The organism is Bradyrhizobium sp. Kon56, assembly GCF_055807635.1.
Genome location: NZ_JBVVOU010000022.1, coordinates 101,389 through 114,519 on the forward strand (window position 1 = coordinate 101,389; position 13,131 = coordinate 114,519).

At 64.0% G+C, this 13,131-nt stretch carries 16 protein-coding genes; 6 read left to right on the plus strand and 10 right to left on the minus strand.

The window, feature by feature from the left end:
• Positions 1-42: 42 nt before the first annotated feature.
• From AC0L3B_RS28410 to AC0L3B_RS28425, 4 genes are read right to left on the minus strand one after another with little or no spacing between them, the layout of a single operon-like run.
• The gene (locus AC0L3B_RS28410; RefSeq protein WP_018455165.1) at positions 43-471 is read right to left on the minus strand and encodes an HIT family protein; all 429 of its coding nucleotides are present in this window, start codon (positions 469-471) and stop codon (positions 43-45) included.
• A 52-nt stretch (positions 472-523) separates the two neighbouring features.
• The gene (locus AC0L3B_RS28415) at positions 524-1,768 is read right to left on the minus strand and encodes a GNAT family N-acetyltransferase (protein ID WP_247399073.1); all 1,245 of its coding nucleotides are present in this window, start codon (positions 1,766-1,768) and stop codon (positions 524-526) included.
• A 54-nt stretch (positions 1,769-1,822) separates the two neighbouring features.
• Positions 1,823-2,569: a glycerophosphodiester phosphodiesterase gene (locus tag AC0L3B_RS28420; protein WP_473381460.1), complete on the minus strand. Its 747-nt coding sequence runs from the start codon at positions 2,567-2,569 to the stop codon at positions 1,823-1,825.
• 5 nt (positions 2,570-2,574) lie between these two features.
• Positions 2,575-3,042: a RidA family protein gene (locus tag AC0L3B_RS28425; RefSeq protein ID WP_007611287.1), complete on the minus strand. Its 468-nt coding sequence runs from the start codon at positions 3,040-3,042 to the stop codon at positions 2,575-2,577.
• Between the two features lie 234 nt (positions 3,043-3,276).
• Here AC0L3B_RS28425 and AC0L3B_RS28430 point away from each other — a divergent pair, with 234 nt between their 5' ends.
• Together AC0L3B_RS28430 and AC0L3B_RS28435 are read left to right on the plus strand one after the other, a co-directional pair.
• Positions 3,277-4,122 (plus strand): cell envelope integrity EipB family protein, encoded by an 846-nt coding sequence (locus AC0L3B_RS28430; protein WP_473381461.1) that lies wholly within the window; start codon positions 3,277-3,279, stop codon positions 4,120-4,122.
• A 65-nt stretch (positions 4,123-4,187) separates the two neighbouring features.
• The gene (locus AC0L3B_RS28435; protein WP_085351382.1) at positions 4,188-4,589 is read left to right on the plus strand and encodes a RidA family protein; all 402 of its coding nucleotides are present in this window, start codon (positions 4,188-4,190) and stop codon (positions 4,587-4,589) included.
• A gap of 9 nt (positions 4,590-4,598) precedes the next feature.
• Here AC0L3B_RS28435 and AC0L3B_RS28440 read toward each other — a convergent pair whose 3' ends face one another.
• The 3 genes from AC0L3B_RS28440 to AC0L3B_RS28450 are packed head-to-tail and all read right to left on the minus strand — an operon-like array spanning position 4,599 to position 6,603.
• Complete coding sequence (locus AC0L3B_RS28440) at positions 4,599-5,006, minus strand: ACT domain-containing protein (protein ID WP_085351383.1); 408 nt, start codon at positions 5,004-5,006, stop codon at positions 4,599-4,601.
• A complete protein-coding gene (locus AC0L3B_RS28445; protein ID WP_473381462.1) occupies positions 5,006-6,295 on the minus strand; it encodes a DNA polymerase IV in 1,290 nt (429 codons plus the stop codon). The genes AC0L3B_RS28440 and AC0L3B_RS28445 overlap by 1 nt, the downstream gene beginning before the upstream one ends.
• Positions 6,292-6,603: a DUF3572 domain-containing protein gene (locus tag AC0L3B_RS28450; protein WP_027518410.1), complete on the minus strand. Its 312-nt coding sequence runs from the start codon at positions 6,601-6,603 to the stop codon at positions 6,292-6,294. The genes AC0L3B_RS28445 and AC0L3B_RS28450 overlap by 4 nt, the downstream gene beginning before the upstream one ends.
• A 266-nt stretch (positions 6,604-6,869) precedes the next feature.
• On the opposite strand from AC0L3B_RS28450, the gene AC0L3B_RS28455 reads away from it, so the two are divergent.
• Together AC0L3B_RS28455 and AC0L3B_RS28460 are read left to right on the plus strand one after the other, a co-directional pair.
• Positions 6,870-7,235, plus strand: a complete 366-nt coding sequence (locus AC0L3B_RS28455; RefSeq protein ID WP_007603272.1) for a response regulator — start codon at positions 6,870-6,872, stop codon at positions 7,233-7,235.
• A gap of 14 nt (positions 7,236-7,249) precedes the next feature.
• Entirely contained in the window at positions 7,250-8,623 is a 1,374-nt protein-coding gene (locus AC0L3B_RS28460) for a PleD family two-component system response regulator (RefSeq protein ID WP_018455158.1), read from the plus strand.
• 241 nt (positions 8,624-8,864) lie between these two features.
• On the opposite strand, the gene AC0L3B_RS28465 is transcribed toward AC0L3B_RS28460, so the two are convergent.
• On the minus strand, positions 8,865-9,236 hold the full coding sequence (locus tag AC0L3B_RS28465; protein ID WP_473381463.1) for a hypothetical protein: 372 nt from the start codon (positions 9,234-9,236) through the stop codon (positions 8,865-8,867).
• A gap of 282 nt (positions 9,237-9,518) precedes the next feature.
• Here AC0L3B_RS28465 and AC0L3B_RS28470 point away from each other — a divergent pair, with 282 nt between their 5' ends.
• Positions 9,519-9,710: a hypothetical protein gene (locus AC0L3B_RS28470; protein ID WP_085386298.1), complete on the plus strand. Its 192-nt coding sequence runs from the start codon at positions 9,519-9,521 to the stop codon at positions 9,708-9,710.
• A 438-nt stretch (positions 9,711-10,148) separates the two neighbouring features.
• On the opposite strand, the gene AC0L3B_RS28475 is transcribed toward AC0L3B_RS28470, so the two are convergent.
• A complete protein-coding gene (locus tag AC0L3B_RS28475) occupies positions 10,149-10,757 on the minus strand; it encodes a TetR/AcrR family transcriptional regulator (RefSeq protein WP_085384428.1) in 609 nt (202 codons plus the stop codon).
• A gap of 129 nt (positions 10,758-10,886) precedes the next feature.
• On the opposite strand from AC0L3B_RS28475, the gene AC0L3B_RS28480 reads away from it, so the two are divergent.
• The gene (locus tag AC0L3B_RS28480) at positions 10,887-12,125 is read left to right on the plus strand and encodes an MFS transporter (RefSeq protein ID WP_085384427.1); all 1,239 of its coding nucleotides are present in this window, start codon (positions 10,887-10,889) and stop codon (positions 12,123-12,125) included.
• A 406-nt stretch (positions 12,126-12,531) separates the two neighbouring features.
• Here the strand turns inward: AC0L3B_RS28480 and AC0L3B_RS28485 are convergent, their stop codons facing one another.
• The gene (locus tag AC0L3B_RS28485; protein WP_473381464.1) at positions 12,532-12,909 is read right to left on the minus strand and encodes a PRC-barrel domain-containing protein; all 378 of its coding nucleotides are present in this window, start codon (positions 12,907-12,909) and stop codon (positions 12,532-12,534) included.
• Between the last annotated feature and the right edge of the window lie 222 nt (positions 12,910-13,131).

A 13,131-nucleotide genomic window follows, 5' to 3' on the forward strand; every position in this document is an offset into this window, starting at 1 on the left:
TCTGGATTGCTTCGCTGCGCTCGGAATGACGAGTGGAGAGCGTCAGCCCGCCTTCAACGCCGCGATCAGCTTGGTCGCGTTCTCTTCCAGCACCTTGACGTCTTCCTTGCGGCTGGCGGGCGGAAGCATCGCCACGCCGTCGTGGCGCGGCATCACGTGCATGTGGAGATGAAACACCACCTGTCCGCCGGCCGCCTCGTTGAACTGCTGCACGGTGATGCCGTCGGCCTTGAACGCCGTCATCGCTGCGGCAGCGATTTTGTGTGCGCCGCGGGCGACGTGGGCGTAGTCGTCCGGCTTGATGTCGAGGATGTTGCGGGCAGGAGCTTTTGGAATCACCAGCGTGTGGCCCGGTACCCGCGGCATGATGTCGAGAAAGGCGAGCACGTGCTCATCCTCGTAAACCTTGTGGCAGGGGAATTCACCGCGGAGGATCTTCGCGAAGATGTTGTCGGGGTCGTAGGCGGTCATGGCGGCGGCTCCCTGGAATTTTGCGCTTACTGTCACCAGCCGCAACGAACCGTCAAGGCGCCTCGTCGGCGCCTTTGCGGAACGGGCCGAGCTCGGCCAGCTCCCGTCCGGCTTCTGCAACATAGGCGCGCTCGCGCTTGAGGTAATCGTCGATGGCGCGGCGCAAGCCCGGATCAGCGATGAAGTGAGCGGAGTGGGTGGTCCGCGGCAGGTAGCCGCGTGCGATCTTGTGCTCGCCCTGCGCGCCGGCTTCGACATTCGCCAAACCGCGTTTGATGGCGAAGTCGATCGCCTGGTAATAGCAGACCTCGAAATGCAGGAAGGGATGATGCTCGACCGCGCCCCAGTTGCGGCCGAACAGCGTGTCCGAGCCGATGAAGTTGATCGCGCCCGCGATCCAGCGATCGTTGCGGCGTGCCATGACCAGCAGCACGTCCTGGCTCATGGTTTCGCCGATCAGCGAGAAGAATTCTCGCGTCAGATAAGGCCGGCCCCATTTGCGCGAGCCGGTCTCCATGTAGAATTGAAAGAAGGCCTCCCAGGCATCTTCGGTGATCTCCTTGCCCGTGAGGCAGTGGATGGTTACCCCGGCAGCCAGCGCATCGCGCCGTTCGCGCTTGATCGATTTGCGGTGGCGGGAGTTCAGCGTCGCCAGGAAATCGTCGAAACTCGCAAAGCCTTCGTTGTGCCAATGGAACTGCTGGTCGGTGCGCTGGAGGAAGCCGTGCTCGGCGAGCAGCTTCCACTCCGCCTCGCGGGCGAAAGTGACGTGCACCGAGGAAGCCTTGCTGACACCGCACAGCGCCACCAGCCCGCTCGCCAGCGCTTCCATGATGTGCTCGCGGTCAACGCCGTCGCGGACCAGCAGCCGCGGTCCCGTCGCCGGCGTGAACGGAACCGAAACCTGCAGCTTCGGATAGTACCGCCCGCCGGCGCGCTCATAGGCATCGGCCCAGCCGCGGTCGAAGACATATTCGCCTTGCGAGTGCGATTTCAGATAGCAGGGCACGACGCCGGCGACGCGACCGTCGACCTTGGCCACGAGATGCCGCGGTCCCCAGCCGGTGCGGATCGTGGCCGAACCCGATTTCTCAACGGCCGATAAAAACGCGTGGGACACGAAGGGGTTATAGCCGGGCTTTGAGAGGCCGAGGGAATCCCCTGGAAGTCCGGATGAGGTTCCCTTGCCATGCCCATTACAAGACTTGCCGCCGGGATTGGCGCAGGCGTCCCAGTCGTCCGGCGATACTTCGCCAATGGAAGGTACGGCCTCAAGGGTGATTTCGGATGGTGCCATCGTGCCCAAGATCGTGCATTGCAGCAGCGACTTCAAGAGTGGGAAACATCAAGCCTAGGGTACGAAGCCCTCGAAGATCATCTGATCCGCATATTGCGCGACCCGCGTCCGCTGCTCGGTCGTACGCACGGTCCAGCCCAGTAGAGCGCAGCCGAACACATTGCGGGCGATCCAGGGGGCGGGGGCGGGCAGGTCGTCGACCCTAAAGGCGACGAACTGCGGCTGGGTCTGAAAGCCATGGCGCAGGTACAGCATGCTGTCGCGCTGCTGCTGCGTCAGGTGAGCCCAGTAGTCGTCCTGATAGCTCCGTTGCGCGACGATGCCGCGGGGGCGGGATGGCAGCAGCTCGCGCAGCGCCAGCACCTGGTCCGGGTCGAACGACATGCCGACCGCTGGGCCATCATAGGACGCGAGCACCTCGGCCATCCGCTTCACCAGCTTGCGGTCGCGGTCAAAACGGCTCTTAACCTCGATCACCAGCGGCACGCGGCCGCCAACAAGGGCGCAGAGGTCGCTGAGCGACATCATCCGCTCGGCCGTGTCCTTGAACGTGAGCGCCTTCAGTTCAGTGGCGGTTTTCTCGACCAGCGGGCCGGTGGCCTCGGTCAGGCGGCCGAGCGCATGGTCGTGATGCACCATGGCCTCGCCGTCGGCGGAGAGCTGGATGTCGACCTCGATGGAGAAATTGCCCGCAATTGCAGCCTTCACCGCGCCCGGCATGTTCTCGACGATGCCGCGGGAAATGTCGTGCAGGCCACGATGGGCGACCGGGCGGGCTGTCAGCCAATCAGGAGCGCGCATTCGCCTCAGGCGACCTCAAACACGCCTTCGACCTCGACCGCCGCATCCGCGGGCAGGGAGGCGACGCCGACAGTGGTGCGGGCATGACGGCCCTTGTCACCGAAGGCGGCGACCATCAGGTCGGAGGCGCCGTTGAGGACCTTCGGCCCGTCCAGGAAGTCCGGCGCCGAGTTGATGAAGCCGCCGAGGCGCACCACGCGCACGACCTTGTCGAGGTCGCCCAGCGCCGCCTTGACCTGGGCCAGCAGATTGACGGCGCAGCCGCGGGCGGCCGCGGCGCCGTCTTCGATGGTCACGCCGGCGCCGAGCTTGCCCTTGGCGATCAGCTTGCCGGCGGGATCGAAGCAAACCTGGCCGGAGACGAACAGCAGATTACCGGTGCGCACGAACGGCACGTAGTTTGCCACGGGGGTGGGGGCCTCGTGCAGCTTGATGCCCTGTTCCGCCAGCTTCTGCTCGACCGTGCCCGCCATGTCCGACCTCGTTGTGCAAAAATCCATCCACCCGGGCGCATCCCTTGCAGGCCGGGCGGGCCCTGTTTCGCCCATCGTGCCGCCACATGCAAGCAACCGTCGGGGGTGGCATTTTGTTGAGGCAGGGCAGGAGGTTCAACGCAAAGGCCGCAACTTTACGTGAAACGGCCTCAGTTGCGACGCAATGGAACGGTCATTAAAATGTCGAATCTGCGCTTTCCTCAGGAACCAGACATGCTGCACCTTTTCCGGACTTCGCTCGGTGTGACGGCGCTCGCGGCGGCCGCTCTCGGCTCCGGAGGCGGGGCGTTGGCCGCGAACGGTCCGTTTCTCGCGCATCAGGCGCTCTATGATTTGAGCCTGGTGAAATCGCGCTCGAATTCGATCAACAGCGCGCGCGGCCGCATCCTCTACAATTTCACGGGAAGTTCGTGCGAGGGCTACACCTCCGAATTCCGCCAGGTTTCCGAGCTCGACAGCGGCGAGGGCAAGGTCACGCTCAGCGACCTCCGCTCCAATTCCTGGGAGGACGCCGGCGGCAAAAGCTACCGCTTCAAGATCGAGACGCGGATGAACGAGGCGGATGCCGGCCGGGTCGACGGCTCGGCGGAGCGCGACGGCGACCACATCAACGTCAAGCTGAAGCTGCCGGCGCCGAAGACTTTCACGCTCGACGGCAAGATCGTGTTTCCGACCGAACAGATCCAGCGCATCATTGCCGCCGCCAAGGAGGGCAAGTCGCTGCTCGAGCTCTCCGTCTATGACGGCTCCGACGATGGCCAGAAGGTCTACAACACGCTGACCGTGATCGGCCAGCCGATCCCCGCCGAACGCGAAGGCTCGCCCGATCCCTCGACGTCCGACGAGCACATGAAGTCCCTCAAGCGCTGGCCCGTCACCGTCAGCTATTTCGATCGCGAGGCCCAGCAGAAGGAAGGCGAGCAGACGCCGGTCTATGCGATGGCGTTCGAGCTCTACGAGAACGGCGTCTCGCGCCAGCTTGTGCTCGATTACAACGATTTTGTGATTTCGGGCGCGATGGGCAAGTTCGACGCGAAGGACAGCAAGCCCTGCAATTGAGGGCTGGCCTGCAACGCGGTCTCTGGCTACGCTCCTCCCAACCACAAACATCCGGGAGGCTCGTCATGCCCAAGCTCGATCATCTCCGTCCCAGCGGCCTGCATCACAATCCCGCCTATTCGCATGTCGTCACCGCCACGGGGGCGCGGACGATTTACATCTCCGGCCAGGTGTCGGTGGATGAGGAGGGGCGGATCGTCGGCGAGGGCGACATCGCCGCGCAGACCACGCAGGTGATGCAGAATCTCGGGCACGCGCTGAAAGCAGCCGGCGCGAGCTACGCCAATATCGTGAAGATCACGACCTTCGTCGTGAACTACAAGCCGGAGCTGCGCCCGATCATCGGCAAGGCCCGCTCGGCCTTCTTCGAAGGCATGGAGCCGCCGGCGAGCACGCTGGTCGGCGTCTCGGCGCTCGCCGCGCCGGAATGGATGATCGAGATCGAGGCGGTGGCTGTCGCGGATTGAGATCTTTCGCTACAAGTGTGTTGCGTTGGACATCTCTCGCAGAAGAACCATCGCGTCGTCAGCCCTGTCTGCCGGCACAAACAAATGATCGTGGTGGAACGCCGAAACGGCGTTCACGCTGATGCCGGCTGCGGCGAGACGTGCCGTGATCGCCGCCAGGAAGCCGACCGCATCGAGTGCGGAGTGAACCGTCAGGGTGATCAGGCACGATGCAAATGCGTGGCGTAGTCCTGCCGCTTCGGCCTCTTCGCGCAGGAGCACCAGCGTCGTTCCTTCCTGCTCGCAAAACGTCAGCAGTGGACTGAGCGCTGCGGGAACTGGCTCGTTCGTCGGGATCGTGCAGAACACGAAGATGCCCGGCCGCATCTCCGGCTTCATGTGTCTCAGCAGTGCGTGGAGGTCGCGTTCGCCTGTCATCACTCCTGCGCCTTTTCCGGCCCCTCATACGCGATGCCGCGGATCACTGCGGCGCTGCCGAATTTCTTGCGCAAGCTGTCCACCGCGCGCTCGGCATGGGCGGCGCGGCGGTCGAGCATGTCGGTGTCGTCGGCGACTGAACCCTCGCGCAGGGCGCTGACGCCGGCGCCCATCAGGCGGAAGGCGGTGCCGTCGATCTCTTTCGCCAGCATCTCGCGGCAGATCAAGAAGATCTTCGCGGCAAGCTGCGTCGGGGCCGTGATCGACTGCGAGCGGGTGCGCTGGCGGAAATCGGCGGTCTTCAGCTTCAACGTGACGGTCAGGCCGGCGAGCTCGCTGCTCTTAAGGCGAGACGACGTCTTTTCGCACAGCCGCCACAAAATCTTCTCCAGCGTCGCGAAGTCCCGGATGTCGGTCTCGAACGTCGTCTCGCTCGAAATCGTCTTGGCGCCCCGATCGGGCTCGACGCGGCGGTCGTCGATGCCGCGCGCGAGTCGCCACAGCCTGCGGCCGTCACTCGGAAACTGCCGCATCACCTCGATCTCGTCGGCCTTCTGCAGGTCCGCGATGATGCGGAAGCCGCGTTGCACCAGACGCTCCTGCGTCGCGGGTCCAACGCCGAAAATGAAACCGACCGGCTTCTCCGCCAGCATCAGGCGCGCTTCCTCCTGGTCGAGCGCAGCAAACCCGCGCGGCTTGTCCAGGTCGGAGGCGATCTTCGCCAGGAACTTGTTGCAGGAGAGGCCGACCGAGACGCTGATGCCGATGTCGCGCTCGATGTTGCGTGCGAACCGCGCCAGCACCTTGGCCGGGATCATGCCGTGCACCCGCTCGGTGCCGGAGAGATCCAGGAACGCCTCGTCGATCGAAAGCGGCTCGACCAGCGGCGTCAGCGCTTGCATGGCCTGGCGCACCTCGCGCCCGACCCGGACATATTTCGCCATGTTCGGCGGGATCACGGCGGCATGCGGGCAGGCTTCCAACGCCTTGTACATCGGCATGGCCGACCGCACGCCGTAGGTGCGGGCGATGTAGCAGGCGGCCGACACCACGCCGCGCTTGCCCCCGCCGATGATCACGGGCTTGTCGGCGATGTCGGGATTGTCGCGCTTCTCGACGGTCGCGTAGAAGGCGTCGCAGTCGATATGGGCGATGGTCAGGCTTGCGAGCGCGCGGTGGCGGGCGAGGCGGGGGGAACCGCAGGCGGAACAGCGCCGCACGCCCATATCCAGATCGGCCGAACAATCCCGGCAGAAGCAGCGGGGCCCGGCCGTCTCCAAGGAGGTCACGGCACGTCGCGCTCCCAATTGGGGTCGCCGAGCGCGTCGCCGAGAACCTGCCGCGCTGCGGCAACGTTGGTCGGATGCAGTTCCGCCGTGCTGGCAAAAGCCTTCACGGTGGCGTCGTCGCGCATCACGAAATCGAGCACGCTCAGCAGGAAATTGGGGTCCGAGGCGGCATTGCGCAGCATCTCCGGGCCGACCCCTGTCTCGGCCAGGAACAGGCCCAGCCGCTCGGGTTCGCCCGCGACGAAAGACAGCGCCTGAAGCGCAACGATTTCAGCGACTTCGCGCGGGTTGTGAACAGGCTTTTTCACGTGGCCGGTTTGCCTTTCCGTTAACTTTCGGTGTCTACTTTGGGGCCACCATGCCCGAGTCTCGTTTCCAAGTCTCTTGCCCAGTCTCTTACCCAAGTCTTGCGACCCCCGACAAGCAACTGGAAACCACATCGCAGAAAGTCGGCCCTCGGGTTTAACGAAACTCAAGCGAATTCGAGGCTAGTTTGAATCCAGTTTTCGAAGCGCCGGCGACCGGCGCCTGAGGCGTCACATGCATCGGTCTGCGGACCAATCAGGAGGGCGGGATGGCTAAGACCGTCCTCATCGTGGAAGACAACGAGCTCAACATGAAGCTCTTCCGCGACCTGTTGGAGGCGCACGGCTACCAGACCACCGGCACCAGCAACGGCTACGAGGCGCTCGACCTCGTTCGCAAGATGCGGCCCGACCTCGTGCTGATGGATATCCAATTGCCGCAGGTCTCGGGCCTGGAGGTGACGCGCTGGATCAAGGACGATCCGGAGCTGCGCAGCATTCCCGTCGTCGCCGTCACGGCGTTCGCGATGAAGGGCGACGAAGAGCGCATCCGCGAGGGCGGCTGCGAGGCCTATTTGTCCAAGCCGATCTCGGTCGGCAAATTCATTGAGACGGTCCGACGTTTCATCGGATAGGAAGTGAGTTCACAGTGTCCGCGCGTATTCTCGTCGTCGATGACGTCCCTGCCAACGTCAAGCTGCTCGAAGCCCGCCTGTCCGCCGAATATTTCGACGTGATGACCGCCGCGAACGGCACCGAGGCGCTGGCGATCTGCGCCCGCGCCGAATGCGACATCATCCTGCTCGACGTCATGATGCCGGACATGGACGGTTTCGAGGTCTGCCGCCGCCTCAAGACCGATCCGGCCACGCATCACATTCCCGTCGTGATGGTCACCGCGCTCGACAGCCCGTCCGACCGCAACCGCGGGCTGGAAGCGGGCGCCGACGATTTCCTGACAAAACCCGTCTCCGATGTCGTGCTGATCGCGCGGGTGCGCTCGCTGACCCGGCTGAAGATGATGACGGACGAGCTGCGCATGCGCGCCATCACCTCGCTCGAGATCGGCATGCAGGCGCCCGAGCGCAGTGCGATCTCCGACACCGGCAAGGGCGGCCGTATCCTGCTGGTCGACGACCGACAGTCCTCCTATGAACGGCTGGCGACGATCCTTGCCGCCGAGCACACCATCGACGTCGAGCCGAACCCGACGGAGGCGCTGTTCCACGCCGCCGAGGGCAATTACGATCTGCTGATCGTCTCGCTCGACCTCAACAATTTCGACGGCCTGCGGCTGTGCAGCCAGGCGCGCTCGCTGGAGCGCACGCGGCATGTGCCGATCCTGGCGATCGCCGACCCCGAGAACGCGACGCGGCTGCTGCGCGGGCTCGAGATCGGCGTCAACGACTATCTGCTGCGTCCCATCGACAAGATCGAGCTGCTGGCGCGCGCCCGCACCCAGATCCGCCGTCGCCGCTACACCGACCATTTGCGCGACAACGTGCAGAATTCGATCGAGATGGCGATCACCGACGCGCTCACGGGGCTGCACAATCGGCGCTACATGGAGAGCCATCTCGCGACGCTGGCCGAGCAGGCCGCAACGCGCGGCAAGCCGCTGGCGCTGATGATTCTGGACATCGACTACTTCAAGTCGATCAACGACAATTACGGCCACGACGCCGGCGACGACGTGCTGCGCGAATTCGCCGTGCGGGTGCGCAAGTCGATCCGCGGCATCGACCTTGCCTGTCGCTACGGCGGCGAGGAATTCGTCATCGTGATGCCGGAGACCGATCTCCACGTCGCGGGCATGGTCGCCGAGCGCCTGCGCCGCTCGATCGCCGGCGAGCCCTTTGCGATCCACAAGGGCACCAAGCGCATCGAGGTCACGATCTCGATCGGCCTGACCACGCTGGAGCAGAAGGGCGAGGCGGTTGGCGACGTGCTCAAGCGCGCCGATACCGCGCTCTACCGCGCCAAGCACGACGGCCGCAATCGCGTGGTGTCGCACGCGGCGTGAGGCCGCTGGCACACGCCCGCGTAAAAAAACGCGACAACAACCCCATGCACAGGAGCCGACACTAGTCGGATCAATGGCTTACGTCGGCTGCAAAACGGCTGATGCGCACAGCATTGCCGTTTGACTCGTCGGGCAAAACAGGAGCATCCTGCTAGCATCCAACATCCACAAACTCTGCTGTCATCCCGCTAGCGAGGAATCCGGCACGCCACGGCGAACAAGCGGGCGTCCACCCTTCAGGTCAGGGAGGATAGGGCTCCGACCATTCTGCCTTGGCCAGGGCCGCGCCCGTGCTGGACTTCGCGATGACCTCATAAGTGTACAGGCCGGAATTGCAGGGGCCCCAGGTTCGCAAGCTCTCCGGCTTCACGATGTTGTCTGAAGGAAATGGGATCTCCTGGCCCCCCATCTCGTAGTTCTTCTCTCTGCGAAACTTGACGACGATCGTGCGCGTGCCGGGCGGAACACTCTTCATCTTGATTTCGGGATTGCGAAAGACGGTGGTGCAGGGCCGCGGAGGTCCAAACGTGAATTGGATCTTCATCTCGTCGGCCCAGGCCGGGGTGCAGATGATCAGAAATGAAATTGGCAGCAACGACGAAAATCTAATCATGGGCACGCCCCAAAAAAAACCAGTGTATCGGCAGGGCCGCCTGATGCCAAGTTTACTCCATGTCTCGCCCTCGCAGCCCTAGGCCTCGTCCACTCCCTTCAGGACGTCACAGAAAGGGCCCGCCGTAGCGGGCCCTGTGGAGATGGAGAAAGTCCGGGTCACTTCTGATCGACGTTGCTGGTCCCTGAACCGGGCGTACCGATCGGCAAGCCGTTCGCCGCATGACCGACGCCAACACCCGGCGCACTGACGGCTCCTGGAGTTTGATCCTGTGGAAGCGTCTTGATCCCCGTTCTTGCCTGCTCCGCGGGGCTCATCTGGTTCTTGTTGTCGCTGTTGGCGCCGTTGGTGGACGTGATACCGGACCTGTCGGTCCCTTTTGGCGTGCCCGCCTGTGTCGATCCTGACGCGGTGTTGCCCGCGCCGGTGGTGGTCGGTGTGCTCGCGGTATTCCCGTTCGGCGTCGGGGGCTGAACGTTCGGGTTGGTTGGAGAGTTGTTGGTGTGAGCGCCGGTTGAGGTTCCGTTTGTGCCCATGCCGGATGGCGCCGAGTGGCCTCCATTGGCGGCGCCAGACGTGCCAGTGCCTGCGCCTGAGCTGGCGGATGATCCGGACGCGCCGCCGCTCGCAGCTGCGCCACCCGCGCCTCCGCCGCCACCACCTCCGCCGCCGCCTTGTGCGAAGACGGGAGCGGCAACAGCGAAGGACAGTGCGGCTGTAAGAAGAAGCGATTTTCGATTCATGACCTTCTCCGGTGTAAAGAAGATCAACTACGCCGAAATGACGATGGTTCCTCTCAGTCCACTCGCTTCAAGAGATCGAAGGGTGAAGCACGGCAAACGGACCTTGCGGTGCGTGCTTTCCGATCCGGACTTCTTGCGGCGAGCGGCGGGTTCTGATGTTGCAGCTGCTTCAGGGATGCCGGGCCGGCCGCTTGCCTCGCTTCACCGTAGTCTGATCTCCCACCGTCACCCCCGCATTCCGCAGCAGCACCGTCGCCGCTTCCTTCGCGGCGCGGGCCATTGCGGGGTCGTCGCGGACGAGGTCCTGCGCGATCGAGCCGTCGACCAGCAGCACAAGCTGCGTTGCGAGTGCCTCCGCGTTCGCAACGCCGAGCTCATTGAGGCGATCGCGAAACCAGGTGCGGCGGCTTTCCTTGAAGGCGATGGCAATCTTCTTTACGGCGCGGTCCGCTGGGCCAAGTTCGGCGACGGCATTCACGAATGGGCAGCCGCGAAAATCTTTTGCGGCGAAGCGGCGCTCCAGCGAATCGAAGGTGGCGAGGATCTGCTCGGCCGGGGGCTTGTCGGAGGGGCGGGGCTGCACGAAGCGGCGCTCCAGATAGGCGGCGATCAGCGCGTCCTTGGAGGGGAAGTGGTTGTAGAGCGTGCGCTTGGAGATACCGATCTCGGCCGCGATGGTGTCGACGCCGATGGCGCGAATGCCCTGCAGATAGAACAGCTTGTCGGCGGTCTCGAGGATCCGCTCTTTCATCGTCTGTGGGGCGGGCGGGGGAGCCATGCGGCGGTGAATGTCCTGTTCGCTTGACAGTGCACCCTATTCATAGCCTAAGTACACAGGTCTGTGTAACCAAAATCAATCGATATTGCAGACGACGGCGCGCGCGCCGCGCCCACGAGGGAGACAAAAATGCCCCTGTTGCAGATCCTGCGCCCGACATTGCCCATCCTGATCGGCGCCTCGATCATGCTGACGCTGAGCATGGGGCTGCGGCAGAGCCTCGGCATCTTCATGCAGCCGCTGACCCACGACATCCATCTGTCGATCTCCGATTTCACGCTGGCGCTGGCCGTGCAGAACCTCGCCTGGGGCTTTCTCCAGCCGCTCGCCGGCGCGATGACCACGCGCTACGGCTTCCGTCCTATCATGATCGCTGGCTCCTTCATGTACATCGCGGGCTTGGTGCTGATGGCAACCGCGAACGGTCTCGTCGCCATCATGATCGGCGCCGGCGTGCTGATCGGCACCTCGCTGGCCTGCACCGCGGCGGCGATCGCGATGTCGGTGGCGGCGCGCGCGGTGCCCGCAACGGTGCGCTCCACCGTGCTCGGCATCGTCTCCGGTGCGGGCTCGCTCGGCGCGCTGCTGTCGGCGCCGATCGGGCAGATGCTCAACGAGGGCTTTGGCTGGCGCGTCGGGCTCGCCGGCTTCGTGGTGATGTCGGTGCTGATGATCCCGGCGGCCTGGTATGCCGGGCGCGTCGACGCGGTCCCGCTGCCGAAGCCCGCGACTGATGAGATCGTCGATGCCACGGCCCTGATCGCGGCGAAGACCGCGTTCGGCAACGCGTCGTTCGTGGTCATGACCTGCGCCTATCTCGTCTGCGGCATGCAGCTCGTGTTCCTCACGACGCATCTGCCGTCCTATCTCGCGATCTGCGGCCTCGATCCGATGCTGAGCGCGCAGACGCTCGGCATGATCGGCGGCTTCAACGTGCTCGGCTCGCTGTTCTTCGGCTGGGCCGGCCAGCGCTGGAACAAGCTCGCGCTGCTCGGCGGAATCTACATCTTCCGCTCACTCGCGCTGGCCTGGTACTTCATGCTGCCGGCGACGCCGGCCTCGACCTTGCTGTTCGGCGCGATCATGGGCTTCCTGTGGATGGGGGTGGGACCGCTGGTCGCGGGCGCCGTCGCCGAAATGTTCGGCCTCCGCTGGCAGGCGATGATCCAGGGCCTCGCCTTCATGAGCCACCAGATCGGCAGCTTTCTCGGCGCGTATGGGGGAGGGGTGCTCTACGACGCGCTCGGCTCGTACACGATGGCCTGGCGCATCGGCGTCGCGCTGGGGCTGGCCGGCGGCATCATCCAGGTTGCGTTTGCGCTGATCCGGCCGTCGCAGCCGCCGGCGCCGGTGTTGCGGACGGCGTAGGCGAGGCGTCCAGCGGGTGAGCAAACTTCGTGGAGCGCGGCATCATCAAACGGAATGGTACCGCTGCCCCGATCAGTGCCCAGCGCCGCGCCCAATTGGGACTTCCGTAATTGGTCCGCAGCGGACCTTCACGGTAATGCCCGCTGGGCGCCGCTTGAACCCATTGCTGACTCTAGAGAGAAGCTGAGCAAAACCAATGAGCGACATCCTCCGCCTCCGATGCGGGGCGGCAGGCGTCGTTCGCTGCAAGGCTCATCAATCAAAACTGCCTGAACTTCGCTGGACGGTTTCCAGCGAAGCTCAATGCTAGTATTGGTCGGAAGATCGATCCGACAGCATCTAACGAGGGTCGCCGATCAATTCAGCTGACACTCACGATTGGAAAATTCCGGCGCGTCGTCTGGCGTTATAGGCCACCTCGCCCTTCCCAGTAAGTGGGTGTCCCATAATACCGGTGGGTTCGCCTTTCCCAATCTCGATCCTGCCAGGAGTCATCGCTGAACTCCGGCGCATCCCTGAGCTGTTGCTCTGTGATATTGGTTCGGAAGCCCTCAATCGACGTATCATACGTCAGAGCGCTCCATGGAATGGGGTAGTGGCTGTGACCCAAGCCAACAAATCCGCCGAAGCTCATGACTGCGTAAGCTACGCGGCCTGACACCTTGTCGATGATGAGGTGATCAATCTCACCGATATTCTTTCCATCTGCTCCATACACCTCGGTTCCCTGAATGTCTTCGCTCGAGATGCAGTGATGATCCGGGTGGGCTGTTGCGCGGGCCATGACTTTGTCTCCCTCACAGGTGATTTTAGCGGCTTAACTTGGCAGCTACGAGGACGTTCCTGCGTTGAGCGCCCCGTCGCAGCGCCAAATCGACGCGATTGGTCCGTAGCTGACCTACGGAGCGCGGCCAGTCGAGGACCGCTAGTGGCCGATTTTGTTGCAAAAGTTGGCTGCAATGGATTTGGCCGCTGGGCCTTTTGTTGAGCCGCGCTTTGAAGCGCT